A 24,768-nucleotide genomic window follows, 5' to 3' on the forward strand; every position below is an offset into this window, starting at 1 on the left:
TTTTTCCATGGCGCAATGGGTAAAATAGATAAAATTCATGCAGTTGCCGCAACTCTGCTAGGCGTATGGCGCATGGCGGCCAGAGTCGTCGTAACGATGTCAAAAAACGACAGGACATGCGCGGTGCAGGCCGTTGACGACCTGCACCGGATAATCAGGTGTTGCTGCCCTGCAACGGCATCACCTTCAACTCACCTTCTTCGCGGGCCTTGATGGCCAGAGCGGCGGCATGCGAGCCGGCGGCGGTGGTGAAGTAGGGAATCTTGTCATAAAGAGCGACCGAGCGGATTTCGCGGCTGTCTTCAACCGCTTGCGCGCCTTCGGTGGTGTTCATCACAAGCGCGATCTGGCCGTCCTTCAGCATATCAACGATATTTGGGCGCCCCTCGTAGACCTTGTTGACCACCTCGCAGGTGATGTCCTGCTCCTTGAGGAAGGTCGCCGTGCCGCGCGTGGCGACGATGCTAAAGCCAAGATCGACAAGCACGCGCGCGGCCTCAACAAGGTCCGGCGTCTTATCGGTATCCTTGATCGAGATAAACACCTTGCCGCTTGTGGGCAGGTCAACGCCGGCCCCCATCTGCGCCTTGAGGAAGGCCCGCGGGAAGGACACATCCCAGCCCATAACCTCGCCGGTCGAGCGCATTTCCGGGCCAAGGATCGTATCCACACCGGGGAAGCGCGCGAAGGGAAGCACCGCCTCTTTGACCGAGAACCACGGCATGTTGGGATCGGCCAGCGTCATCTGATCGGCCATCGGCAGGGTGCCGGGCTTGGTGTCCTTGGGGTAAAAGCCACGGAACGGGAAGGCCGACATTTTCTCGCCCGCCATGAGGCGCGCGGCAATCGCGGCGATGGCCGAATCGGTGGCCTTGGCGACAAAGGGCACCGTACGGCTCGCGCGCGGGTTGACCTCGATCAGGTAGATTTCATCATCCTTGACCGCGAATTGCACGTTCATCAACCCGACCACGTTCAGCGCCAATGCAAGCGCTTCGGTCTGCACCTTGATGCGCGCGATCATCTCGTCGCTGAGCGAATAGGGCGGCAGTGAACAGGCGCTGTCGCCCGAATGCACGCCGGCCTCTTCGATGTGCTGCATGATGCCGGCCACATGCACGGTTTCACCGTCACAAAGCGCATCAACATCGCATTCGATCGCGCCCGACAGATAGCTGTCAAGCAAGACCGGGCTATCGCCGGAAACCACAACCGCCTCGGCGATGTAACGCTCGAGATGGGCCATGTCGCGCACGATCTCCATCGCGCGGCCACCCAGAACATAAGAGGGGCGAATGACCAGCGGAAAGCCGATATCATCGGCAATCGCAAGCGCCTGTTCGTCGGTGCTGGCGATGCCGTTGTGCGGCTGCTTCAGGCCAAGTTTGTTGACAAGCTCTTGAAAACGCTCGCGGTCTTCCGCAAGGTCAATGGCGTCTGGCGTGGTGCCGAGGATCGGGATACCTTCGGCCTCAAGCGCGCGGGCAAGCTTGAGCGGGGTTTGACCGCCGAACTGAACGATGACGCCATGCAGGGTGCCGTTTTCCTGTTCGGTGGTCAGGATTTCCATGACGTGTTCGAATGTCAGCGGCTCGAAATACAACCGGTCCGAGGTGTCATAATCGGTCGAAACCGTCTCGGGGTTACAGTTGATCATGATGGTTTCATAGCCCGCCTTGGTTAGGGCGAAACAGGCGTGACAGCAGCAATAATCAAACTCGATCCCCTGGCCGATCCGGTTCGGACCACCGCCAAGAATGACCACTTTCTTGCGATCAGAGGGGCGCGATTCACACTCGACCTCGCCCATCATCGGCGATTCGTAGGTGGAATACATATAAGGCGTCTGGGCCTCGAATTCGGCGGCGCAGGTGTCGATCCGCTTGAACACGGCCCGCACCCCAAGGTTACGACGCGCGCGCCGGACCTGGCCTTCGTCACGCCCGGTCAGAGTGGCCAGCCGCGCATCGGTAAAGCCAAGCATCTTGAGCGCGCGCAGGCCCTCTTCGGTCAGCGGAAGGCCATCGCGGCGAATGTCTTCTTCGGCCTCGACAATCTCGCGGATGCGGGCAAGAAACCACGGATCAAAGGCGGTCGCGGCGTTGATCTCGTCATCGCTAAGACCATGGCGCATCGCCTGGGCGATGGTGCGCATCCGGTCGGGCGTGGCCTGGCTGATCGCCTTGATCACGGCGGCCTTGCCCGAGGTTGCGTCCGTTGCGCCCTCGATCACCACCTCGTCAAAGCCGGTAAGCCCGGTTTCCATGCTCGCAAGCGCCTTTTGCAGGCTCTCGTGGATGGTGCGGCCAATCGCCATTGCCTCGCCGACCGATTTCATCGCGGTTGTCAGATGCGGCTTGGCGCCGGCGAATTTCTCAAAGGCAAAGCGCGGAATCTTGGTGACGACATAGTCGATTGTCGGCTCAAAGCTCGCGGGGGTGACGCGCGTGATGTCGTTATCCAGCTCGTCCAGCGTATAGCCGACGGCCAGTTTCGCGGCGATCTTGGCAATCGGAAAACCCGTTGCCTTGGAGGCAAGAGCAGACGAGCGCGACACCCGCGGGTTCATCTCGATCACGACCATGCGGCCATCGGCGGGGTTCACCGCCCATTGCACGTTCGAGCCGCCGGTTTCGACGCCGATCTCGCGCAGCACGGCAATGCTCTGATTGCGCATGATCTGATATTCTTTGTCCGTCAGCGTCAGGGCCGGGGCCACGGTGATGCTGTCGCCGGTATGCACGCCCATCGGATCGACGTTTTCGATGGCACAGACGATGATGGCATTGTCGGCCTTGTCGCGCACGACCTCCATCTCGAATTCTTTCCAGCCCAGAAGCGATTCGTCGATCAGGATCTGGCTAACGGGCGAGGCATCAAGACCGGTCTTGCAGAAATGCTCGTAATCGTCGCGATTATAGGCCACGCCGCCGCCGGTGCCGCCAAGAGTAAAGGCGGGGCGGATGATCGCGGGCAGGCCGACATAATCAATCGCGGCCATGCATTCTTCCATGGTGTTGGCAATCGTCGCCTTGGGGTTCTCTATGCCAAGCCGGTCCATCGCCTCGCGGAAAAGCTTGCGGTCTTCGGCCATCTCGATGGCGGCGCGATTGGCGCCGATAAGTTCGACACCGTATTTCTCAAGCACGCCCATATCGGCGACGGCCAGAGCGGTGTTCAACCCGGTTTGCCCGCCCATCGTGGGCAGCAAGGCATCGGGGCGCTCTTTCTCGATGATCTTGGCGATGATCTCGGGGGTGATCGGCTCGATATAGGTGGCATCGGCCAGTTCGGGGTCGGTCATGATCGTGGCCGGGTTCGAGTTGACGAGGATAACGCGGTATCCTTCCTCGCGCAGCGCCTTGCAGGCCTGAGCGCCGGAATAGTCGAATTCACAGGCCTGACCGATGATGATAGGCCCCGCTCCGATGATCATGATGGATGAAATATCGGTTCTTTTTGGCATGGGGCCCCCGGGCAGCTAAATGGGCGCAGGCAGAGGCCTGCACACGCAAATTGGAGCGGGTTATATCCATGATCCTGCGGTGTGCAAGGCCTGATCCGCGATCTATCCGCCAAACCCGGCCAAGGCTCAGGTTTTCAAGGCGGACATCGCCCCCGCATCAGAGGTGTCTATCGCCTCGGATGGCTCGTCAAGCACAACCTTGTCAAGCGCGCCCATGCCAAGCCTGTTGCGCTGTGGGTAAAGCACAAGCTGATCAAGCGTCACTCCGGCAAGAAGATTGGCGCGGAAGGTGACAAAGCCGCCCTCTGCGGCACTTTGCGGCAGGGTGAATTTTTCGGTCCCGATCAGGACATCCCCGAAATAGCCCTCGACCACGACACTCGGCGCGCCTTTCTCGGATTGCCAGTCGAGCGAGATGAATTGAAACGGCGCGCCGGGGCGCTGAATCATCACGCCGCCACGGGCGTTCATCACGCTTTCGATCTCGTTCGTCCCATCGGTGCCATCGCCCGATTTTTCCGCCGAGGAAATCATCATGTTCCGTGTTGCGACCAAATAACCATCTTCAGGCATCTCGGCGGGGGCAGGGCCGTCGCCCGGTCCCTCGAACCCGATTGAGACCCGTTCCGCCAGGGCGGGCGTGGCAAGCGCCAAAGAGGCGAGAATGGCGGCGGGCAATCCATGCGTCATCTGATACACTCCTAAAAATGGCTCTCGGGTAAGCGTTCTCTGCAATGATGATCCTGTCAAGCGCGACGCACATCGCAAAACCGGGGCAAACCGACGTTTTTGAGGGTGTGTTTTGGGCCCATGCGGCCTAGATACCCCAGCACCAGCCAAGGAATGCGCAAAGTGCAGATTCGTTTCGATCATGGGCCCGAGGGCGCCGCCTGTCAGTTTGCACAGGCGCGGCGCCGGATCGTGGCCAATGATCCCGCTGACTTGCCTGAGGCCCTTGCGGCGCTTGACGCTGCGCGCGCCGAGGGGTTCTGGCTTGCGGGCTATGCCAGTTACGAACTTGGGTTTGCTATTGAGCCGCGCCTTTTGCCGCTTTTGCCGCGTGAGCGCCGTTTGCCGCTTTTGCAGTTCGGCGTATACGACGCGCCGCAGGCGGCAGGGGAATTGCCCAGGGATCCGGCGGCTCTTGGTGATTTGCGCCCGCTTTGGGATCAGCCCCGCTATGCCCGCGCGTTCCAGACGGTCCATGATTATATCTGTGCCGGTGATATCTATCAGGCCAACCTGACCTTTCCCATTCGCATGTCGGCGACGGGCGGGGCGCGCGCGCTTTACGCTGCGCTGCAACGGGTGCAGCCGGTGCGCTATGGCGCGTTGATCGAGGATGACAGTGGCCCGGCGATCCTGTGCCGCTCGCCAGAGCTTTTCTTTCGCACCCAAGGCGATGGGCGGATCGAGACCCGCCCGATGAAGGGCACACAGCCCCGAAGCAGCGACCCGACAGAGGATGCCCGCCGCCGGTTCTTCCTGCAAAGCGACGCCAAAAACCGCGCCGAGAACCTTATGATCGTTGATCTGCTGCGCAACGATATCTCGCGGGTGAGTGTGCCCGGCAGCGTGTCGGTGCCCGAGCTTTTCTCGGTCGAAACCTATCAGACCGTGCATCAGATGACCTCGCTTATCACCGCGCAGATGATGCCCGAGACCGGCCTGTCGGACATTTTCACGGCGCTGTTTCCCTGTGGCTCGATCACCGGGGCGCCGAAACTTCGGGCGATGCAGATTTTGGCCGATCTGGAACAGGCCCCGCGCGAGATTTACTGCGGCTCGGTCGGTTGGGCCGCGCCGGATGGGCGGGCCGAATTCAACGTCGCCATTCGTACCCTGATGGTCGAGGACGGCGAGGCGGTTTTGAATGTCGGCGGCGGTGTGGTCTATGACAGCACCGCGACCGGCGAATATGAAGAGGCGCTCTGGAAGGCGCGCTTTGCCCGCGCCCTTACCCCGGCCTTTGCCTGAACGGCGCGACTATTCCGCGACCTGTTGATGCCCGAAACCGGGGCCCTGATAAAGATAATCGCGCGTCAGCGGCACCGCCTCCTGGTCAGGTGAGAGCTGAAACTGGAACACCACCTGATTGTTGAGCCGGAAGGTAAGCTCGCTGGCAATCAGGTAATAGCGCCACATCCGGCAAAACCGATCGTCATAGAGGGCGCGTACCTTGTCGATATTGGCCATGAACCGATCATGCCAATGGCGCAGGGTTTGCGCGTAATGCAATCGCCAGACCTCGACATCGGCGGTCACCATATTGTTGCGTTCAATCGCCGTCATCGCCTCTGACATGGACGGGCAATAGCCACCGGGAAAGATATATTTCGTCACCCAGGGGCTTGTCGCGCCCGGCGGCCCGGCGCGCCCGATGGTATGCACAAGCGCCACGCCCGTCGGCGTCAGCAGGCGGTGAAGCCTATCAAAATAGGCGCTGTAATGGGGCAGGCCGACATGCTCGAACATCCCGACCGAGACGATGCGGTCAAACTGTCCGGTGACGTGGCGGTAATCCATAAGTTCGAATTTAGCGCGCCCGGAGAGGCCGGCCGCCTCGACCCGTTTGTTGGCCATTGCGTGCTGCTCGCGCGACAGGGTGATGCCGGTGACCTGCGCGCCATAATCGCTCGCCAGCGTAAGCCCCATGCCGCCCCAGCCACAGCCGACATCAAGCACCCGCATGCCCGGCTCTATCAGGAGCTTGCCCGCGATGTGATGCTTCTTGACCTCTTGCGCGGCCTCAAGGGTCATGTCGGGGCTGCGAAAATACGCACAGGAATATTGCCGGTCGCGATCAAGGAACAGATCGTAAAGCTCGCCCGAGAGGTCATAATGATGCGCCACATTGACCCGGGAGCGCGTCACCGGGTTGAATTGATCCATCCGTCGCATGAGGAACTTGGCCACCTCAAGCGGGCGGCGAAACCACGGTTGCCCCTGCGCCGCGATGTTGCTGATCGCGAGGCTGAGAAAGCCGTAAACATCATCATTCTCGACCGTCAGGCGACCATCCATATACCCTTCGCCCACTGCCATATCCGGCGAGAGCACGATCTTGCGCGGCAGGGCCGCGTCATGCAGCGCAATCGCCACATCCGCCCCGCCAAGGCCGTCGCCATAGGAATAGATGCTGCCATCAGGGAAGGTGACGCTTAGCCTGCCGCGCCTGATCAGATGCGTCAGCAATTTGTCCAGAGCTTTGGTCCACATGTTCTACCCCACACTTTCGGCGCCTGACATTGGCGCGATAATACGGTGTACTCAAACCTGTCCCTTGGCCGGTTTTCTCGGCGGTGCTTCTCCTCTAAGGGCTATTTTTATCCAAAAACCCTTTTATGTAAACGGTTTTGCAAGGCATGGACGGGTCGCAGCCCTTGACTTTGCCGCCCCGCCAAGGTGTATCGGCCCGGACCATGACAGATGCCCCCGCGGGGCCGAAAGAGGACGCCATGCACGCATATCGCAGCCATACTTGCGCCGACCTGACCAAATCCAACGTGGGCGACGCCGTTCGCCTCTCTGGCTGGGTGCATCGCATCCGCGATCATGGCGGGGTTCTGTTCATTGATCTGCGCGATCACTATGGTGTGACACAGCTTCTGTGCGACCCCGACAGCCCGGTTTTCGCCGAGGTGGAAAAGCTGCGCAGCGAATATTGCATTCGAATCGACGGCTCTGTGAAGGCGCGCGACGACAGCCTGATCAACGCCAAGATCCCCACCGGCGAGATCGAGGTCTTCATTCGCGACCTCGAGGTTCTCGGGGCCTCTGCGGAATTGCCGCTGATGGTGTTCGGCGATCAGGAATACCCCGAGGAAACCCGCCTGCGCTATCGCTACCTCGATCTGCGCCGCGAGGCGATGCAGCGCAACATGACGCTGCGCTCTGATGTTGTGGCCTCGATGCGCCGCCGCATGTGGGACAAGGGCTTTCGCGAATACCAGACGCCGATCATTACCGCCTCGTCGCCCGAGGGCGCGCGTGATTTTCTGGTGCCCTCACGCCAGCATCCCGGCAAATTCTACGCCCTGCCGCAGGCACCGCAGCAGTTCAAACAGCTGATCATGGTCAGCGGCTTTGACAAGTATTTCCAGATTGCGCCGTGTTTCCGCGACGAAGACCCGCGCGCCGACCGCTCGCCGACCGATTTCTATCAGCTTGACCTTGAGATGTCCTTTGTCGAGCAGCAGGATGTTTTCGACACGATCCAGCCGGTTGTTCAGGGCATTTTCGAGGAATTCGGCCAAGGCGCGGCGGTCGATGCCCATTGGCCGCATATCTCGTATCGCGACGCCGCGCTTTGGTATGGCACCGACAAGCCCGACCTGCGCAACCCAATCAAGATGCAGGATGTAAGCGAGCATTTCCGCGGCTCTGGTTTCGCGATCTTCGCCAAGCTTCTGGAGCAGGAGGGCACCGAAATCCGCGCCATTCCCGCCCCCACCGGCGGCAGCCGCAAATTCTGTGACCGGATGAACGCATTCGCGCAAAAAGAGGGTCTGCCCGGCATGGGCTATATCTTCTGGCGCGACGGCGAAAACGGTGTCGAGGCCGCAGGCCCGCTCGCCAAGAACATCGGCCCCGAGCGCACCGAGGCGATCCGCCTGCAACTTGGCCTCGGCAAGGGCGACGCGGCGTTTTTCCTTGGCGGCAAGCCATCGGTCTTTGAACGGGTGGCTGGCAAGGCGCGCACTGTCATCGGGGATGAGCTTGGCCTGACCGATCAGAACCGCTTTGCCTTTGCCTGGATCGTCGATTTCCCGATGTACGAGGCCGACGAGGAAAGCGGCAAGATCGACTTTAGCCACAACCCGTTCTCGATGCCGCAAGGCGGGCGCGAGGCGCTTGACGGGGATCCGCTTGAGGTTCTGGGATACCAGTATGACCTGAGCTGTAACGGTTACGAGCTTATTTCCGGGGCGATTCGGAACCACAAGCTTGATACCATGATCAAGGCATTCGAACTGGCCGGGTATGACGAGGCCGAGGTGCGCAAGCGCTTTGGCGGCATGGTCAACGCCTTCCAGTACGGCGCACCGCCCCACGGTGGCTGTGCGGCGGGGATCGACCGGATCGTGATGTTGCTGGCCGAGACCGCCAATATCCGCGAAGTGATCATGTTCCCGATGAACCAGCGGGCCGAAGACCTGATGATGAACGCGCCCTCTGATCCCACCAGCGATCAGTTGATGGAGCTTGGCCTGCGGGTAATCCCGCAGGAATAAGCCGCGCAGCGGGCGGTAAACGGGGCCTTTACCTTTGGCGCGGCATGGGTGCATGCTCGCGCCAGAGGATTTATATCAAAGGCTTTTTATGCTGCAAGATCGCCCGCTTGGCCCGAAACTGACCAATTGGAAGGAACCGCCTGCGCCCGAGGGCGCGGTGCTTGTCGGGCGCTATGCGGCGCTTGAGCGGCTGGATGCGGATCGCCACGCCTCTGACCTGCACCGCGCCAATAGCGCCAGCGATGCGATCTGGGATTACATGCCCTACGGCCCGTTTTCCTCGGCTGCGCAATATCACCGCTGGGCGCGGCAGATCACCACCGGGCAGGACCCGCTGTTTTACGCGATCACCAATCTCGAGACGGGCCAACTGGGCGGCGTCGCAAGCTATCTTCGGATCGCGCCGCAATCGGGTCGCATCGAGGTCGGGCACATCAACCTCTCGCCCGCGCTGCAACGCACGCGCGCCGCGACCGAGGCAATGTATCTTATGATGAAATGGGCCTTCGAGGCGGGCTATCGGCGCTATGAATGGAAATGCGACGCCCTCAACATGCCGTCGCGGCGCGCCGCTGAGCGCTTGGGCCTAAGCTATGAGGGTATTTTCCGCCAGGCCACCGTCGTGAAGGGGCGCAATCGCGATACCGCCTGGTTTGCCGCAATAGATACCGAATGGCCCGCCCTGCAAGAGGCCTTTCAAATCTGGCTGGCGCCGTCAAACTTTGACGAAGAGGGCCGACAGCGCGAAAGCCTGAGCAGCCTGACCCGTCTTGTGCGCGCCGCCGGTGACCCGGCCCAAGGCTAGAGGCCCCGGATCTGCGCCGCCTTAAATCGCCAGTCGCGTCTGCAGCCGCTTTTCGATCAGCGCGACCATCGGCGCAACAGCGTCGGCACCGGTTTCCCCGGCAATCTTCGTCGCGGCCTGCACCATCGCCCCGTCAGAGACCGAGTGGGCCACGCCAGACAGAAATTGCGAAATATAAGCCAGCACCGGCGCGTCATGCCCGCCGTCAAGCAGGTTCAGCACATGTTCAAGATCATCGCGATAGGCCAGCGGATCAGGGCTTATGACCTCATCGGTGATCGCATAGGGGCCGTTCGGGCGCCGGTCGGCGGGCAGGTGACGAAGGATCTGTTGTTGAAAGGTGCCAAGGCTCTCTATCGGCTTAAGAAGAAACCCATCCGCCCCGGCCTTGAGAGCCGCGTCTTCGGCAGTTGCATCGCCGCTTGTCGCGATGATAACGCCGACGCGCGGCGAGACGCGATCAAGCTCTTCGATAAGCTCGGCACCGGGGCCATCCGGTAGGCCAAGGTCGATAATCACCACCGACGGGCGATAGACCTGAAGATGCCGCCGGGCAGAGCGCAGGCAATCCGCCCGCCTGATCCGCGCACCACTGCGCAGGCACATAAGGCGCAGCGCCTCGCTGGCATAGCGGCTATCCTCGACGGCGAGGACGGTCATGCCCAAAAGCGGGCGGCTGTTTGTGGGCGCGCGCTGGGGCGCAAGGCTGTCAAGCTCACTCATCAGGCTGATCCTTTGTTGAACCGGGTCCGCACAGGATTACGCAGGGATGGTGAACGCGGGGTTAATGCGCGGGTTGCGTCCCCCTGTCGCTTGTCACCCGGCGTTTGCGGCCCCATAACGCAGTCAAACCAGATGAAAGGAACCAGCCATGATCGGACGCCTCAATCACGTTGCAATCGCCGTGCCGGATCTGACCGCCGCCGCCGAGCAATACCGCACCGCGCTGGGCGCAAAGGTGGGCGCGCCGCAGGACGAGCCCGACCACGGGGTCACCGTCATTTTTATCGAATTGCCCAATACCAAGATCGAATTGCTCTATCCCCTGGGGGAAAACAGCCCGATCAACGGGTTTTTGGAAAAGAACCCGGCGGGAGGCATTCACCACATCTGCTACGAGGTTGACGATATCCTGGCCGCCCGCGACCAGTTGTTGAAAACCGGCGCCCGCGTGCTTGGCACCGGCGAGCCCAAGATAGGCGCCCATGGCAAGCCGGTGCTGTTTCTGCACCCCAAGGATTTCAACGGCTGCCTTGTAGAGTTGGAGCAGGTCTGATGGGAATCACCTCTGGCCTCGTCCTTTTCGCAGTGATCTGGTTCATGACCTTCCTCGTCGTGATCCCGATTCGCATTCAGACACAGGGCGATTTGAACGAAATCGTGCCCGGCACCCACGCCGGTTCGCCCGAGCACCACCACCTGCGCAAAAAGGCCTGGATCACCACCGGGGTCAGCGTCATCCTCTGGGCGATCATCGGCGGCACGATCCTGTCGGGGAAGATTACGGTGCGCGATCTTGATACCTTCATGTTCAACCGGATGGGCCCCGAGCAGAGCGCGCCGCAATAGCGTGATAGATATGGGTAAAGGTGGCCGCGCCCAGGATAGGGATCACCAGATTGATCAGCGGCACCGATAGCGGCATCGCCATAAGCGTGCCCGCTGCCCAGATCGTCAGCCGGTTCTTGCGCCGCATTTCCTTGGCGCGCGCGCGCCCGATGCGGCGCATGGCGGCCAGCTGGAAATATTCCATTCCCAGCAAATACCCGTTCAACGCCCAGAAAATGAAAAGCGCGAAAGGGGGGAGCATCGCATAGGCAATCAGCGCCAGGATGTTGGCGCCGATCAGGATGCCAAGGAAATTCACCGTATCGCGCAGCGCATCGCCAAACGCCACTTTCGGCACCGGCCCCTGGCCGGGGTAATGGCGATCCTCGACCGCCTGTGCCACCTCTTCGAGAAACATCGAGGTGATGGCCGAGGCCACCGGCACCATCAAAAACGCCGACAGCACCATCATCAGCAAAAAGCTGCTCCAGCCCAACAGGTCGTTAAGCCAGGTCACCTCGCCGATCAACGGCAGGGTGCTCGTGTCGCCAACCGCCCATTGGATAAGCCCGAGAAAAAGCGCATAGGCGGCCACCAAGAGCGCCAGCGTAAGCCCGACCCCAATCAGCAGAACACGCTGAAAGCGACGATCGCCAATTTGCGACAGGGCCTTGAAGAAGCTGGTGAATATCATGCCGAAACCCAAGTGGTGATCTGGTCGAGATCGGGGCGTGGCCGTTCCGGCGGCGCGCTGCCTTCGGTGCCGATATGGATAAACCCGGCGATCCGCTCGGGCGAGGTTAGGCCAAGCGCCGCCTCGGCAAAATCACGGTCATGGCTTGCCCAACCGCTCAGCCAATTGGCGCCCCACCCCGCCGCAAGCGCGGCGTTCAAAAGCGCAAGGCAGACACCGCCCGCCGCATAGGTCTGTTCAATCGCCGGGATTTTCTCGGAGGGTTTTTGCACCTCGATCACCGCCACCGCCAGATGCGCCGTGCCAAATTGGCCCTGCGCCTTGGCGATATCCTCGGGTGATTTGCCAAGCCGCGCGCCAACGCCCTCGATCAGCCCGGCAATCCGCAACAGCGCGCCGCGCTCCAGCACGATAAAGCGCCAGGGCTCAAGCTTGCCGTGATCCGGGCTTCGGGCGGCGGCGGTCAGAAGCGGGCGCAATTCGGCGCGCCCCGGCACCGGCAAAACAAGCGTCTTGGCCGGACGCGACCGGCGGGTTTGCAGAAACTCTAGGGCGGCGGGGTTCGGAACGGGCATGGCAACCTTTCAGCATGAATTTGGTTTACATGTCGGCAAGCCGGGCAGCGGGGTCAAGGGGCAGGGCGGTTAAAACCTCTTGGATTGCCCGAAACCAGCGGCTAATCAAACCCATGGATATCCCCGATCTCAGCCACCTCGCGCATCCCGGCACCCAGATTGCCCTGCGCGTGACGCCCAAGGCCTCGCGCAATCGCATCACCGCCGAGGCCGGTCAGATCAGGGTCTATGTCACCACCGTGCCAGAGGACGGCAAGGCCAATGCCGCCGTTCAAAAACTTCTTGCCAAGGCGCTTGGCCTGCCCAAGACGCGCCTGCGGCTCATTCGCGGGCAGACCTCGCGCGACAAGGTGTTCGAGGTGGAATAGATTAAGGACGCATGTGCGCGCTATTGAACGACGGCTCCGGTGCGGCCGGAAAATACCTCACCATGTCGCATGACGCCGTGCCGCCAAGCTAAGCTGGCCGTGATGCGGCGGCGGCACGCGCCGCTATTGGCCCGGTTCCATCCAGCCGGTATGGCGATTCACGTTCAGCCGTTGCACGAGCGAGCCGTCTTTGGTGACAATATCGGCTGTGATGGTATCGGCATCCTTTTCGTCGATATTGCCAAGTTTGAGGTTTGGGTTGTTCATCCAGCGAAGTCTATACTCCATCATGTTCCTGACATCGCCAATATCGAGATCCTCCGGCAGTGACGGCATCATGCCGGGACCGGCTCCGCCCGGCTGGTTGAAGCCCGGACCCATCATGTAGCCCGGACCCATCATATGGCCTTGGCCCATCATGTGGCCCGGATTCATCATATACCCTGGAGCCATCATGTGACCTTGGTCCATCATGTAACCTTGACCCATCATCTGGCCTTGGCCCCATCCGTTTTGCCATCCATGGGAACGGTTAAAATCGTGAGCTAGAGCGGGACCGGAAAGCGACAGGGCCGTTAGACCTGTCACTCCAAGAATTTCAATCATAAGCTTTGGTGACATTGCGTTCTCTCCCTCGGCATTGTGCCTCTGACCGGGAGAGGGTATCGAAGGACGCCTGTTGCAAACTGACATAAATCAAAGGTGACGCCAGATTTTGGAGGGGCATTTGCCTGCGTTCCGCTTGGGCAAAATACGTCGGTCCACCCCGCTTTCGCGCGTGCGGGATATATCTTCAAGTTGGCCATTTACAGGATCAGCGGCGGCCCAGGCGCCCGCTTGCGGGGAGGTTGTGTGATGTCAGGTGGCCGCCTCTAGGCAACGCCCGCGCGCAGGGCGTCATGGATATGCACCAATCCTTGTAGTTGCCCGGCGTCATCGACCGCGAAGAGCGCGCTGATCTTGTGGGTGTTCATCACCCCAAGCGCCTCGGACAACAACGCATCCGGCGAAATGCTGCGTGGGTTATAGGTGGCGATCTCGCCGGCGGTGCGGCTCATCAGGTGATCAAGATTGCGCCGCAAGTCACCATCGGTGATCACCCCCCTGAGCATGCCATTCTCGACCAAAGCCGCCACGCCAAAGCCCTTGGCGGTCATCTCAAGCAGGGTTTCGCCCATATCGGTTTCGGCCGCGACTATCGGCAGTGCATCGCCCCGGTGCATCACCGACGACACCTTGAGCAATTGCGCCCCAAGCGTGCCGCCAGGATGAAAGGCCATGAAATTCTCGCGCTCGAACCCGCGCATGCGCATCATCGCCACCGCCAGAGCATCGCCAAGCGCCAGCGTGCAGGTCGTGCTTGTGGTCGGCGCCATGCCGATGGCGCAGGCCTCGGGTGCATTGGGCAGCTCAAGCAGGTGATCGGCCTGTTGCGCAAGGGTGCTGTCGGCCTTCTTGGTGATCGCCACCAGAGGAATGGAAAACCGCCTTGTGTGGGCGATGATATCGGCAAGCTCGCGGGTCTCGCCGGAATTCGAAATAAGGATCACCGCATCCTGATCGGTGATCATGCCAAGGTCGCCATGGCTGGCCTCGCCGGGGTGGACATATTGCGCCGGGGTGCCGGTGCTGGCCATGGTCGCGGCGATCTTGGCCGCGATATGCCCCGATTTGCCCATGCCCGATACGATCACGCGGCCGCGCACCTGCAACAGCTCGGTGATCACCTGATCAAAGCGTTCCGGAAGGCCATCGCGCAGCGTGTTCAGCGCCTCGGCCTCGATCCGCAAGACCTCTCGGGCAATCTCGGTCGGCGTTTGGCTGACTGTCATGGCGTGGCTCCTCTTTGGCAGACTGATAACGCGACCCGGCCCCAAGGCCAAGCCCCGGCTTGGGCGCGCATTTTGCGGCTGGTAAGGGCGGGCGGGCCGCTCTAACGTCGCGTCCATGAGTGCCGATATCCAGATCCTTGATAGCCGCTATGCCTGGACGCGGCTTGCCGTCTCGCTTTTGATCGCGATGGTGGGCAATGTCGGCATGTGGTCGATCATCGTGGTGATGCCCGCGATGCAGGCCGAATTCGGGGTCGATCGTGCTGCGGCCTCGCTGCCTTATACGATGACCATGGTCGGCTTTGCGCTTGGAAATTTCGGCATTGGCCGGATCGTCGACCGCTTTGGTGTCACGACCGCGCTTTGTGGTGCGGCGGTGCTTATTTCCGTCGCCACCGGCCTAGCGGCGATAAGCCCCTCGGTGGTTGTTCTCTCGGCGCTGCAAATCCTGATTGGCTTTGGCACCGCCGCCAGCTTTGGCCCGCTGATCGCCGATGTTTCGCTCTGGTTCGTGCGCCGCCGGGGCATTGCCGTGGCGATCACCGCAAGCGGCAACTACCTTTCGGGGGCGATCTGGCCGGTGATCCTTGCGGGTATTCTGGCAAATCAGGGCTGGCGCGCGGTTTACCTCGTGCTCGCGGTTGTGACGGTCGTTACGGTCATCCCGCTGGCGCTTTTGCTGCGCCGACGGGTGCCGCTGGCGGCGCGCGCGCATGCCGATACGCTCTCGAATGCGCGGGCCAGTGCCGCCGGTATTCCGCCGCGCACCCTGATGTTTATGCTCGGGCTGGCCGGGGTGGGATGCTGTGTGGCGATGTCGATGCCGCAGGTCCATATCGTCAGCTATTGCGTCGACCTTGGCTATGGTCCCGCCGTTGGCTCGCAGATGCTGTCGCTGATGCTTTCGGGCGGGGTGGTGTCGCGGCTGATATCGGGGGTGATGGCTGACCGGCTTGGCGGGGTGCGCACGCTTTTGATCGGCTCGACCCTGCAGTGCATTGCGCTGTTCTTTTATCTGCCCTCGGGTGGGTTGACCTCGCTTTACGTGGTCAGCCTTGTCTTTGGTCTGGCTCAGGGTGGTATTGTGCCAAGTTATGCGCTGATCGTGCGCGAGTACATGCCAAGCCAGGAGGCCGGGCGCCGCGTCGGCTTTGTCCTGATGGCGACCATCGCTGGCATGGCGCTTGGCGGTTGGATGTCGGGCTGGATCTATGACCTGACCGGCAGTTATCAAATGGCGTTTCTGAACGGAATCGCATGGAATGCGCTCAACATCGGGATTATCGCGCTGATCCTCATGCGCACCCGAACACGCGAGCCCCAGCTTGCCTGAGAGGATGTAGATTTGAGTATTTTTGGAACAGTGAAACAAGCGGGCAGGTGTGGTCCCTCGCAGGACATGAGGCCGATATGAGCAAGGTCAAGGCGCAATACGAGGCCTATCCCTATCCAGAGCGTGACCCCAGGGACGAGAAAAAGCGGCTTATCAGCGGCTCGCCCTCGCATGTGCTTGAGATTGATCATTTCCTCTTTGGCGGTCAGCGGGATTGGTCAAAACCGCTTCGGGCGTTGGTGGCGGGGGGCGGCACCGGCGATGGGCTTATTCAACTGGCGCAGATGATGAAGACCGCCGGGCGGGCGCTTGATGTGACCTATGTTGACCTCTCAACCGCGTCGCGCAAGGTGGCCGAGGCGCGTGCCAGGATGCGCGGGCTTGAGGGCATACGCTTTGTCACCGGCAGTCTGCTGGACGCCGCCGATCTGGGGCAGTTCGACTATATTGATTGCTGTGGCGTTCTGCATCATCTGCCCGAGCCGCAGGCGGGATTCGAAGCGCTTTTGGCGGCGCTGGCGCCGGGCGGAGGCATGGGGTTCATGGTCTATGCGCCTTATGGGCGATCCGGGGTTTATCCGCTGCAAGAGGCGTTTGGCGCGCTCTACGAGGGGATGGCGCCCGAGGCGCGCCTGAAGGCGGCCAAAAAGCTGGTCGCGGCCCTGCCCGAAGGCCACCCGTTTCGCGCCAATATCAACCTTGGCGATCACAAGGACAGCGATGCGGGGTTTTATGACCTGTTGTTGCACAGCCAGGACCGCGCCTTTGATGTGACGGCCCTGGCCGAGGTGATGGCCGCGGCGGGCTGGCAGCTGAGCGGCTTTACCATGCCTGCGCTTTACGATCTGTCGCGGATCACGCCGGTGCCCGATCACCTGAGCGCGCTGGAACAGATGGCTCTGGCCGAAAAGCTGCGCGGGACGATCAAGACCCATGTTGGCTATGCGACCCGCGCAGGCGAGGCGCGCCCGCCCGCAAGCGGCAGCAATCGCGCCTTGGTACCGCATCTCAAGGGGGTTGGCGCCAGTGATCTTGCGCGCGCCGTTGCACAGGGGCAGGCGCCCCGGCTTGGCTTTGCCGGGCTCGACACATCTCTGAGCCTGCCCAAGGGGGCCGCGCCGCTGATTGCCTTGATCGACGGACGGCGCAGCCTTGCCGAGATTGCGGCGCAGACCGGCACCGATCCGATTGGCATGGGCGCGCTCTGGGGGCGAATCGAACGCGATCTCGGGGATTTCGGGATGCTGCTTTATTCCAACATTCTGCGCCAAGCCTAGGCGATGTGCGGGCGCTTCGTGATCACCCTGCCGGGGGACGCCATGGCACAGCTTTTTGGTGCAGCACCCGACAATGACCTGCCCGAGGTACCGAATTTCAACGTCTGTCCGACCAATGCGGTGCATGTGGTGCGGGGCGGCGAGGGCGATCATGATCGCAGCCTTGTGGCGATGCGGTGGGGGTTTTTGCAGGAGTGGTATGACAGCCCCAATGCCGGGCCGCTCTTGATCAATGCGCGCGGCGAAACACTGGCCGAGAAACCCGCGTTTCGCGCGGCGGCGCGGGCGCGGCGCTGTGTCATTCCGGCGGATGGGTTTTATGAATGGACCAAAGACGCGAAAGGCGCGCGCCTGCCCTGGTATATCCGGCCGCGCGCGGGCGGGGTCGTGGCCTTTGCCGGGGTCTGGCAACGCTGGGTGCGGGGCGATGAGGCGATCAATACCTGCGCGATTGTCACCTGCGCCGCCAATCAGAGCATAACGGCGCTGCACCATCGGATGCCGGTCATTCTTGCGCCCGAGGATTGGGCGCTTTGGCTTGGCGAGGCGGGCCACGGGGCGGCGCGCCTTATGGTGCCGCCCCCCGAGGAGACGCTAGAGTATTGGCGGGTCGATCGACGGGTGAATTCCAACCGGGCAAGCGGCCCCGGCCTTATTGTGCCAGTTGGGGCGTGATGGTTTCTTTCGCGCGGCCCCCCTTTTCTAACGGGCGTTAAAAGTTATATAGAAAGGTCGAACCACGCCGCGTTTTCAACACCCACCTGGCATAGCGACTGACATGATCGAGAAACTCATCAAGATGGCCGGACCGAGAGAGGACGAGGGTGACCCCTCGGTCGTGGTGGAAACACGCCCCAAGACCAAGCGCCCGCCGCTTTACAAGGTCATGCTGCTGAATGACGATTACACCCCGATGGAATTTGTCGTCGCCGTGCTTGAGCGGTTCTTTGGCATGAACCACGCCGAGGCGTTCGAGATCATGCTGACCGTCCACAAAAAGGGCCTCGCGGTTGTCGGCGTGTTCAGTCATGAAATTGCGGAAACCAAGGTGGCGCAGGTGATGGATTTCGCCCGCCGTCACCAGCATCCGCTGCAATGTACAATGGAAAAAGAATAAGTGGCTGATCCCATTCGCCTGACGCTTGCCCTTGCTGAGGGCAGCGTTGCCCTGCCTGATGCGGGACGTATCGCCGTATTTGCGCCGCGCGTCGGCACCGATTTGCGCGCCTTGCCGCAAGACCGGGTCGAGGTGATCACCGGGTTCAAGCCCGACGCCGATTATTTTGGTGGCCTTGGCTATACCTGCGTTGTGGCGCCCGAGGGGCGCTATGGCGCGGCGGTCGTCTGTTTGGCACGTGCCAAGACGCTGGCGCGCGCCCTTGTGGCCGAGGCCGCAGCGGTCACCGACGGGGCGATCATCGTGGATGGCGCCAAGACCGACGGTATCGAATCGATGCTCAAGGAATGCCGGAAACGGGTTGCAGTCAGCGCGCCGATGTCAAAGGCGCATGGCAAGATATTCAGCTTTGCCGCCGGGCCGGAATTTTCCGATTGGGCGGTCGGCACGCCAGAGCCCGTCGAGGGCGGGTTTGTCACTGCGCCCGGGGTGTTTTCGGCGGATGGAATTGATCCCGCCTCGCGCTTTCTGGCCGATCACCTGCCGGTCAAGATGGGCGCGCATGTGGTCGATCTTGGTGGCGGCTGGGGCTATCTTACGGCCCGCGCGCTTGAGCGCGAGTACATCGCGCAGCTTGACCTTGTCGAGGCCGAGCATGCGGCGCTGACCTGTGCGCGCCAGAACATTGGCGATCCGCGCGCGCGGTTTCATTGGGATGACGCCACCCGCTGGCAGCCCGAGAGCGCGGTTGATACGGTGATCATGAACCCACCGTTTCACAAGGGACGCGCCGCAGAGCCAGACCTTGGCCGCGCCTTCATTCGCGCGGCGGCGGCAATGCTGAAACCGGGCGGACAGCTTTGGCTGGTGGCCAACCGCCATCTGCCCTACGAGGCGACGCTGGCGCAAAGCTTTGCTCAGGTCGAAGAGGTGGCGGGCGATACCCGCTTCAAGGTTTTGCGCGCGGCGCGCCCGGCTCGCAAGGCCCGGTGACTTGGCTTAGGCTGCGCAGGACAGAATCAGCTTGAAAGGCGCATTCCATGTCATTTTCCATCTCTGGTAAAACCGCCATCGTGACCGGTGGTGCCAATGGTATCGGCCTTGCCATCGGGCGGCATTTTGCCGACAAGGGCGCGAATGTCATGTTCGCCGATATGGATGAAGAGCGCCTGATCAAAGAGCTGGGCGAGAATGATGAAGGCCGCAATATCCGCTATTTTGCCGGCGATTTGCGGGAAAAGCTGGCGCAGGCCAATCTTTTGTCTGCCACGATTGATGCCTTTGACGGGGTCGATATCCTGGTGAATGCCTGTCGCCAGGTGGTGCCGTCCGATGCGCTCAACCCCGATGATGATGCGGTTGAGATGCTGTTGCAGCAAAACCTGTTGACCGCGCTGCGCATGAGCCAGCAAGTTGCCAACCGGATGATCAAACAGGCCGAGGGCGCGCGCGAAGGTGTGGCGGGCACCATCGTCAACCTGTCGTCTATTGCCGCGCGGCGGACCCGGCCCGAGCTTTTGGCCTATTCGATTTCCTCGGCGGCTCTTGATCAGATGACCCGAAGCCTTGCCGTGGCGCTTGCACCGCATCGCATCCGGGTGAATGCGGTGGCCTTTGGCTCGGTGATGAGTGCATCGCTCAAGGATACGCTGCGCGAACATAGCGATTATCGCTCGGACATCGAATGCCATACGCCACTTGGACGTATCGCCTCGCCTGCGGAACTTGCCGAAACGGTGCAATATCTTGCCTGTGACGGCTCGGCCTTTATGACCGGTCAGATCATGACTGTGGATGGCGGGCGCACATTGCTTGATCCTGTGACCTCTCCGGCGCATTAATTGGGGCAGGGCTTGTCCGCCCTTACAGGCGGTCGCGCCGGGGTTCCGGGCGCGAGCGTGGCAGAACAGTAAAGAGGCTAAGATGAGCGAAGACTTTACCACAGAGAAAACGCGCGCGGCCGCATGGTTTCGCGAATTGCGCGACCAGATCGTTGCCGCTTTCGAGGGGCTCGAAGACAGCCACGCCAACGGGCCGATGGCCGACGGCGCCCCGGGGCGGTTTGACGTAAGCGAAACCCGCCGTGCGAGCGATGACGGCTCAGACGCGGGCGGCGGATTGATGAGCGTGATGCGCGGTGGTCGTGTTTTTGAAAAGGTCGGCGTGAATGTCTCCGAGGTGTACGGCACCCTTGGCGAGGCCGCGCAAAAGGCGATGGCCGCCCGCGGTGTGCCGGGCATGGACAGCGATCCGCGGTTCTGGGCCTCGGGCATCAGCCTTGTGGCGCATATGCAAAACCCGCATTGCCCCGCCGTGCATATGAACACCCGGATGTTCTGGACGCCGTCTGCCTGGTGGTTCGGTGGTGGCTCGGACCTTAACCCCTGCATTGAATACGCCGAGGATACCGCCCATTTTCACGCCACCCAGAAGGCGCATCTTGATCCGCATGGACCCGATTTATATCCGCGCCTCAAAGAATGGGCGGATGAGTATTTCTATATTCCACACCGCAACCGCGCGCGCGGCGTTGGCGGCATCTTCATGGATGACCGCAACACCGGCGACTGGGGGGCGGATTTTGCCCTGACGCAGGATATCGGCCGCGCCTTCCTTCCGGCCTTTGCGCCGCTGATCGAAAAGCGCCGGGTCCAGCCCTGGGACGAGGCCGACAAGGATACGCAGCTTATCCATCGCGGGCTTTATGCGGAATATAACCTTGTCTATGACCGTGGAACCAAGTTCGGCCTGGCCACCGGCCATGACGCCAATGCGGTCCTGATGAGCCTTCCCCCATTGGCAAAATGGATCTGATCGGCTGTCGCGTGTGAGGTTTTAAATGGGGACGCTGTCCCCAGCCGTTCTGGTTCGTGTGGTCTATACTTACGATTTGTAACTATAGGTTCTGTGCGATGCTGCTGAACGCTAACAATTCAGCTGGGCATCGCAGTTTTGAACCGCAAGGTTTACTGCATTCCCGATTGTGGCTTGCACAATTTCGACGACCTGCTTGTTGATGTCGACTGCCAGCATCGCTGGCGAGTTAATAGAGCTGCTGGATTTGAGAAGGGCAGGAAGCGCCGACATGCGTCTGTTTCGTTGAGCGCGCGTAACTGCGGCAGACACAGAATCGTCAAGCAGCTTTGACGCAGCCGTTGCGCCAATTCGCGCAGAAAGCTCTCGATAGAAAAACGAAGCATATTCCACGCAGCGATCTTCGCCGCCAGAAGTGCCCCATATCTGCAAAAGGCTTGGGCCGATTAACTGCGCTACACTCCATTTATCATTGGTGGGCAGTGTGAGCTGATCGTAACCGCGCCATTGGCACCGCCTGCCTGACGCTGTCCCCCAAGCCCCCTGGGATATTTAGGGCAAGAAGAAACAGTGTCTGGTATTGCCGACAAAAAGAAGATGCACGCGCCCTGCTTCTTCTTGGCTCAAATACTCAACGCCGAAACCGGCCAAATGCGCAAGGCGACACGGGGTTACTCTTCGTGGACCACCTTGATATGGCGCTCGCCGCGCGCCTCGGCGAGGGCCATCTGTTTCTGACGTTCGCGAAAGCGGTCCTTGCCCTCTTTCGTGGTCTCATGCGTGCACTGATGACAGGCCACGCCCTCTTCGTATTCGGGCCGCTTTGTATCCTCGGGAAGAATCGGGCGCCGACAGGCATGACAGAGCCGGTGCGGCCCCTCGGCAAGGCCATGCCCCACCGAGACGCGCGCATCAAAGACGAAACACTCGCCCTGCCATGTACTTTGCGCCTCCGGCACCTCTTCGAGGTATTTCAGAATGCCGCCCTTGAGGTGATAGACATCCTCAACGCCCTGACCGAGCAGGTAGTTGGTGGATTTCTCACAGCGGATGCCGCCGGTGCAAAACATCGCAATCCGCTTGTTGTGAAAGCGGTGCTTGTTTTCCTCCCACCAAGCAGGAAAATCGCGAAAGCTTGCGGTTTCCGGATCGACGGCGCCTTTAAAGGTGCCAATCGCCACCTCGTAATCGTTGCGTGTGTCGATCACGGCCACATCCGGGCTCTCGATCAGGGCGTTCCAATCGCCGGGATCGACATAATGCCCGACCTGCGCAAGCGGGTCGACATCGGGTTGGCCCATCGTGACGATCTCTTTCTTCAACCGCACCTTGAGGCGGCGAAACGGCTGATCGCTACTGCGGCTTTCCTTCCATTCCAGATTGCCACAGCCGGGCAGCGCACGGATATGGGCGATGACGCGTGCAATACCCGCATCCGGGCCCGCGATCGTGCCGTTGATCCCCTCGCGGGCAAGCAACAATGATCCGCTGATCTTCTCGGCCTCACAGAGCGCGAGAAGTGGGCCCTGAATCGCCTCAGGGTCGTCAAAGCGTGTGAAATGATAGAGCGCAGCAATCTTGTACATGGCCCGCGATTTACCCATTTGGGCGCGCCTGAACAAGAGGACAAAGTGGCGCCATTGACGCATGACCCGCACCTGCGTACCCCTAAGGGATAAAAGGAGGCTCCTATGACCCATGCCCTGATCGTGATCGACGTGCAAAACGATTTCTGTCCCGGTGGTGCCTTGGCGGTGGCGGGCGGCGATGAGATCGTGACTGGCATCAATGCCCTCATGGCCGATTTCGCGGCCGTGATCCTGACGCAGGACTGGCACCCGGCGGGGCATTCGTCGTTTGCCTCGTCCCATCCCGGCAAGGCGCCCTTCGAGATGGCCGATATGCACTATGGACCGCAGGTGCTCTGGCCCGATCATTGCGTTCAGGGAACGCCGGGTGCAGCGTTTCGCGACGGGCTTGAGACGACCCGCGCCGATGCGATCATCCGCAAGGGCATGAACGCGGCCATCGACAGCTATTCGGCGTTTTTCGAGAACGACCACGAAACACCCACCGGGCTTGATGGGTACCTGCGCACGCGCGGGATCAGCGCGTTGACGATGGTCGGGCTGGCCACCGATTTCTGTGTCAATTTCTCGGCGGTCGATGCGGCGCGCTTGGGGTATGATGTGAGCGTGCGGCGCGATTTGTGTCGCGCGATTGATCTTGATGGCTCGCTCGACGCGGCGCTTGCGGGTATGTGCGAGGCGGGGGTCACGCTTGTATGAGCCAGAGATGAGCACGCTTGGCGATCAAATCCGCGCCTGTACCCTGTGCGCTGACCGTTTTGCGGCCACCCAAACGGGCCACAGCCCGCGCCCCGTGGTCTGGTTCCGCCCGTCGGCGCGCATCCTGATCGCAGGGCAGGCGCCGGGCGCGCGTGTGCATCAGTCGGGCAAGCCGTTTGATGATCCTTCGGGCGAGCGGTTGCGTGACTGGCTTGGGTTGAGCGAAGCAGAGTTTTACGATCAATCCCGGGTGGCCATCGTGCCGATGGGGTTTTGCTTTCCGGGCTATGATGCCAAGGGTTCTGATCTGCCGCCGCCGCGTATCTGCGGCGAAACATGGCACGACAGGGTCATGCAAGAGCTTGAAAAGATTGAGCTCACCATTCTTGTCGGCGGCTATGCGCATAAGTATCACCTTGGCGTCAAATCCGGCGTGACCGATACGGTCAAGGGCTGGCGCGACCATGCACCGCGGCTTTTTGCCTTGCCGCACCCGTCCTGGCGCAATACCGCTTGGCTCAGGAGAAATCCGTGGTTCGAGGCCGATGTTCTGCCTGAATTACGCGCAGAGGTTCAAAGGCTTATCCATGACTGAGCTTACCCGCCTTGACGTGGCCCATGCCGCGATGGAGGCCGCCCCCGAGGACGGAGCCGCGCGCATGCGGTTCTATGAAAACCTCGCGGCGAGCGAGTTGTACCTCTTGCTGAAATCCGAGCCGGACGGCGAGGCGATTGATCCCGAGGTGTTCGACCTCTCGGATCACTCCTTTGTGCTGGTCTTCGATCAAGAGGTCCGCCTTTCAAGCTTTGCCAATCGTCCGGCGCCCTATGCCGCGCTCAGCGGGCGGGTGATCGCCTCGATGCTGGCCGGGCAGGGGATTGGCCTTGGGGTCAATCTTGAGGTGGCGCCCTCGTCTATCCTGATTCCGCCCGAGGCGGTGGATTGGCTGGCAGAGACATTGGGCAATGGCCCTGCCGAGGTTGAGGCCAAGGTTGATGGCTTTCACGCGCCCAAGGGCCTGCCGGAAAACGTTGTCGTTGCGCTTGATGCCCGGCTGGCCAGTGCCACCGGCCTTGCCTCGCTGGCCTATCTGGTGGGGGTGACCTATGACAGCGGCGCGCAGGGGCACATGCTTGGCTTTGTCGATGCCGCACCGGGCGCAGAGCGTGTCTTGGCGCAGGCCGTGTCAGAGGTGCTCATCTTTTCCGGACTTGAGGCGGCGGCGCTTGACGTGGCGTTTTTTGCCGCAAACGATCCGGCGGCTGCGCGGCTTGCCACCTGTGGCTTGCGGTTCGATCTGCCACAGCACGACGCCCCGGAACCCCGGCGCGCGCCGGGTTCGGACCCGACAAAACCCCCTATCCTCAAGTAGCGACGGCTGTCCCGAGGCGCGCCTGCAAGGGCGCTAAGAGGGGC

Annotated in this window: 25 protein-coding genes; 16 read left to right on the forward strand and 9 right to left on the reverse strand. The window is 61.3% G+C overall.

The features are described 5' to 3' along the window. Window positions 1-154 precede the first annotated feature (154 nt). Both carB and ROG8370_RS12675 read right to left on the reverse strand, forming a co-directional pair. Window positions 155-3,466: a carbamoyl-phosphate synthase large subunit gene (gene carB / locus ROG8370_RS12670; RefSeq protein WP_085827572.1), complete on the reverse strand. Its 3,312-nt coding sequence runs from the start codon at window positions 3,464-3,466 to the stop codon at window positions 155-157. A 126-nt stretch (window positions 3,467-3,592) separates the two neighbouring features. Next, window positions 3,593-4,156 (reverse strand): hypothetical protein, encoded by a 564-nt coding sequence (locus tag ROG8370_RS12675; RefSeq protein WP_139838132.1) that lies wholly within the window; start codon window positions 4,154-4,156, stop codon window positions 3,593-3,595. 162 nt (window positions 4,157-4,318) lie between these two features. Between ROG8370_RS12675 and ROG8370_RS12680 the strand changes: the two genes are divergently transcribed. After that, window positions 4,319-5,443, forward strand: a complete 1,125-nt coding sequence (locus ROG8370_RS12680; protein WP_085827604.1) for an aminodeoxychorismate synthase component I — start codon at window positions 4,319-4,321, stop codon at window positions 5,441-5,443. 9 nt (window positions 5,444-5,452) lie between these two features. Here ROG8370_RS12680 and ROG8370_RS12685 read toward each other — a convergent pair whose 3' ends face one another. Next, on the reverse strand, window positions 5,453-6,685 hold the full coding sequence (locus ROG8370_RS12685) for an SAM-dependent methyltransferase (protein WP_085827574.1): 1,233 nt from the start codon (window positions 6,683-6,685) through the stop codon (window positions 5,453-5,455). Window positions 6,686-6,924: 239 nt separating this feature from the next. On the opposite strand from ROG8370_RS12685, the gene aspS reads away from it, so the two are divergent. Both aspS and ROG8370_RS12695 read left to right on the forward strand, forming a co-directional pair. Beyond that, window positions 6,925-8,700, forward strand: coding sequence for an aspartate--tRNA ligase (aspS, locus tag ROG8370_RS12690; protein WP_085827605.1), 1,776 nt, complete (start codon window positions 6,925-6,927; stop codon window positions 8,698-8,700). A gap of 88 nt (window positions 8,701-8,788) precedes the next feature. Next, window positions 8,789-9,505, forward strand: coding sequence for a GNAT family N-acetyltransferase (locus ROG8370_RS12695; RefSeq protein ID WP_085827606.1), 717 nt, complete (start codon window positions 8,789-8,791; stop codon window positions 9,503-9,505). 21 nt (window positions 9,506-9,526) lie between these two features. On the opposite strand, the gene ROG8370_RS12700 is transcribed toward ROG8370_RS12695, so the two are convergent. Continuing rightward, window positions 9,527-10,228, reverse strand: coding sequence for a response regulator (locus ROG8370_RS12700; RefSeq protein ID WP_085827575.1), 702 nt, complete (start codon window positions 10,226-10,228; stop codon window positions 9,527-9,529). A 148-nt stretch (window positions 10,229-10,376) separates the two neighbouring features. Here ROG8370_RS12700 and mce point away from each other — a divergent pair, with 148 nt between their 5' ends. Together mce and ROG8370_RS12710 are read left to right on the forward strand one after the other, a co-directional pair. Then, window positions 10,377-10,781 (forward strand): methylmalonyl-CoA epimerase, encoded by a 405-nt coding sequence (gene mce, locus ROG8370_RS12705; RefSeq protein ID WP_085827576.1) that lies wholly within the window; start codon window positions 10,377-10,379, stop codon window positions 10,779-10,781. Next, complete coding sequence (locus tag ROG8370_RS12710) at window positions 10,781-11,074, forward strand: DUF1467 family protein (RefSeq protein ID WP_085827577.1); 294 nt, start codon at window positions 10,781-10,783, stop codon at window positions 11,072-11,074. Before mce ends, ROG8370_RS12710 begins: the two co-directional genes overlap by 1 nt. Here ROG8370_RS12710 and ROG8370_RS12715 read toward each other — a convergent pair. Beyond that, complete coding sequence (locus ROG8370_RS12715) at window positions 11,037-11,747, reverse strand: EI24 domain-containing protein (RefSeq protein ID WP_085827578.1); 711 nt, start codon at window positions 11,745-11,747, stop codon at window positions 11,037-11,039. The genes ROG8370_RS12710 and ROG8370_RS12715 overlap by 38 nt on opposite strands. Then, window positions 11,744-12,322, reverse strand: a complete 579-nt coding sequence (locus ROG8370_RS12720) for a nitroreductase family protein (RefSeq protein WP_085827579.1) — start codon at window positions 12,320-12,322, stop codon at window positions 11,744-11,746. The genes ROG8370_RS12715 and ROG8370_RS12720 overlap by 4 nt, the downstream gene beginning before the upstream one ends. Window positions 12,323-12,435: 113 nt before the next feature. Between ROG8370_RS12720 and ROG8370_RS12725 the strand changes: the two genes are divergently transcribed. Beyond that, a complete protein-coding gene (locus ROG8370_RS12725; RefSeq protein WP_085827580.1) occupies window positions 12,436-12,690 on the forward strand; it encodes a DUF167 domain-containing protein in 255 nt (84 codons plus the stop codon). A gap of 123 nt (window positions 12,691-12,813) precedes the next feature. On the opposite strand, the gene ROG8370_RS12730 is transcribed toward ROG8370_RS12725, so the two are convergent. Both ROG8370_RS12730 and ROG8370_RS12735 read right to left on the reverse strand, forming a co-directional pair. Beyond that, complete coding sequence (locus tag ROG8370_RS12730; RefSeq protein ID WP_139838133.1) at window positions 12,814-13,311, reverse strand: hypothetical protein; 498 nt, start codon at window positions 13,309-13,311, stop codon at window positions 12,814-12,816. Between the two features lie 251 nt (window positions 13,312-13,562). Beyond that, the gene (locus ROG8370_RS12735; protein WP_085827582.1) at window positions 13,563-14,522 is read right to left on the reverse strand and encodes a KpsF/GutQ family sugar-phosphate isomerase; all 960 of its coding nucleotides are present in this window, start codon (window positions 14,520-14,522) and stop codon (window positions 13,563-13,565) included. A gap of 115 nt (window positions 14,523-14,637) precedes the next feature. Here ROG8370_RS12735 and ROG8370_RS12740 point away from each other — a divergent pair, with 115 nt between their 5' ends. From ROG8370_RS12740 to hemF, 7 genes are all read left to right on the forward strand, one after another. Continuing rightward, window positions 14,638-15,855: an MFS transporter gene (locus ROG8370_RS12740; protein WP_085827583.1), complete on the forward strand. Its 1,218-nt coding sequence runs from the start codon at window positions 14,638-14,640 to the stop codon at window positions 15,853-15,855. Window positions 15,856-15,932: 77 nt separating this feature from the next. After that, window positions 15,933-17,132: a class I SAM-dependent methyltransferase gene (locus ROG8370_RS12745; protein WP_085827584.1), complete on the forward strand. Its 1,200-nt coding sequence runs from the start codon at window positions 15,933-15,935 to the stop codon at window positions 17,130-17,132. A 3-nt stretch (window positions 17,133-17,135) separates the two neighbouring features. After that, window positions 17,136-17,807, forward strand: a complete 672-nt coding sequence (locus tag ROG8370_RS12750) for an SOS response-associated peptidase (RefSeq protein ID WP_085827585.1) — start codon at window positions 17,136-17,138, stop codon at window positions 17,805-17,807. 103 nt (window positions 17,808-17,910) lie between these two features. Further along, the gene (gene clpS, locus ROG8370_RS12755) at window positions 17,911-18,249 is read left to right on the forward strand and encodes an ATP-dependent Clp protease adapter ClpS (RefSeq protein WP_085827586.1); all 339 of its coding nucleotides are present in this window, start codon (window positions 17,911-17,913) and stop codon (window positions 18,247-18,249) included. Continuing rightward, window positions 18,250-19,242 carry a class I SAM-dependent methyltransferase gene (locus ROG8370_RS12760; RefSeq protein ID WP_085827587.1) on the forward strand — a complete coding sequence of 331 codons (993 nt, stop codon included), beginning with the start codon at window positions 18,250-18,252 and terminating at the stop codon, window positions 19,240-19,242. 47 nt (window positions 19,243-19,289) lie between these two features. Next, entirely contained in the window at window positions 19,290-20,090 is an 801-nt protein-coding gene (locus tag ROG8370_RS12765) for an SDR family NAD(P)-dependent oxidoreductase (RefSeq protein WP_085827588.1), read from the forward strand. Between the two features lie 82 nt (window positions 20,091-20,172). Further along, a complete protein-coding gene (hemF, locus tag ROG8370_RS12770; protein WP_085827589.1) occupies window positions 20,173-21,063 on the forward strand; it encodes an oxygen-dependent coproporphyrinogen oxidase in 891 nt (296 codons plus the stop codon). A gap of 671 nt (window positions 21,064-21,734) precedes the next feature. Here the strand turns inward: hemF and trhO are convergent. Beyond that, window positions 21,735-22,649, reverse strand: coding sequence for an oxygen-dependent tRNA uridine(34) hydroxylase TrhO (gene trhO / locus ROG8370_RS12775; RefSeq protein WP_085827590.1), 915 nt, complete (start codon window positions 22,647-22,649; stop codon window positions 21,735-21,737). A 105-nt stretch (window positions 22,650-22,754) separates the two neighbouring features. Here trhO and pncA point away from each other — a divergent pair, with 105 nt between their 5' ends. Genes pncA through ROG8370_RS12790 form a run of 3 tightly spaced genes read left to right on the forward strand, consistent with a single transcriptional unit; the run spans window position 22,755 to window position 24,724 of the window. Further along, window positions 22,755-23,351, forward strand: a complete 597-nt coding sequence (gene pncA, locus ROG8370_RS12780; RefSeq protein WP_085827591.1) for a bifunctional nicotinamidase/pyrazinamidase — start codon at window positions 22,755-22,757, stop codon at window positions 23,349-23,351. Window positions 23,352-23,358: 7 nt separating this feature from the next. Further along, window positions 23,359-23,946, forward strand: a complete 588-nt coding sequence (locus ROG8370_RS12785) for a uracil-DNA glycosylase family protein (RefSeq protein WP_085827592.1) — start codon at window positions 23,359-23,361, stop codon at window positions 23,944-23,946. Continuing rightward, window positions 23,939-24,724, forward strand: coding sequence for an SseB family protein (locus ROG8370_RS12790; RefSeq protein WP_085827593.1), 786 nt, complete (start codon window positions 23,939-23,941; stop codon window positions 24,722-24,724). Before ROG8370_RS12785 ends, ROG8370_RS12790 begins: the two co-directional genes overlap by 8 nt. Window positions 24,725-24,768: the final 44 nt, after the last annotated feature.

Source organism: Roseovarius gaetbuli (assembly GCF_900172365.1).
Taxonomy (GTDB): domain Bacteria; phylum Pseudomonadota; class Alphaproteobacteria; order Rhodobacterales; family Rhodobacteraceae; genus Roseovarius; species Roseovarius gaetbuli.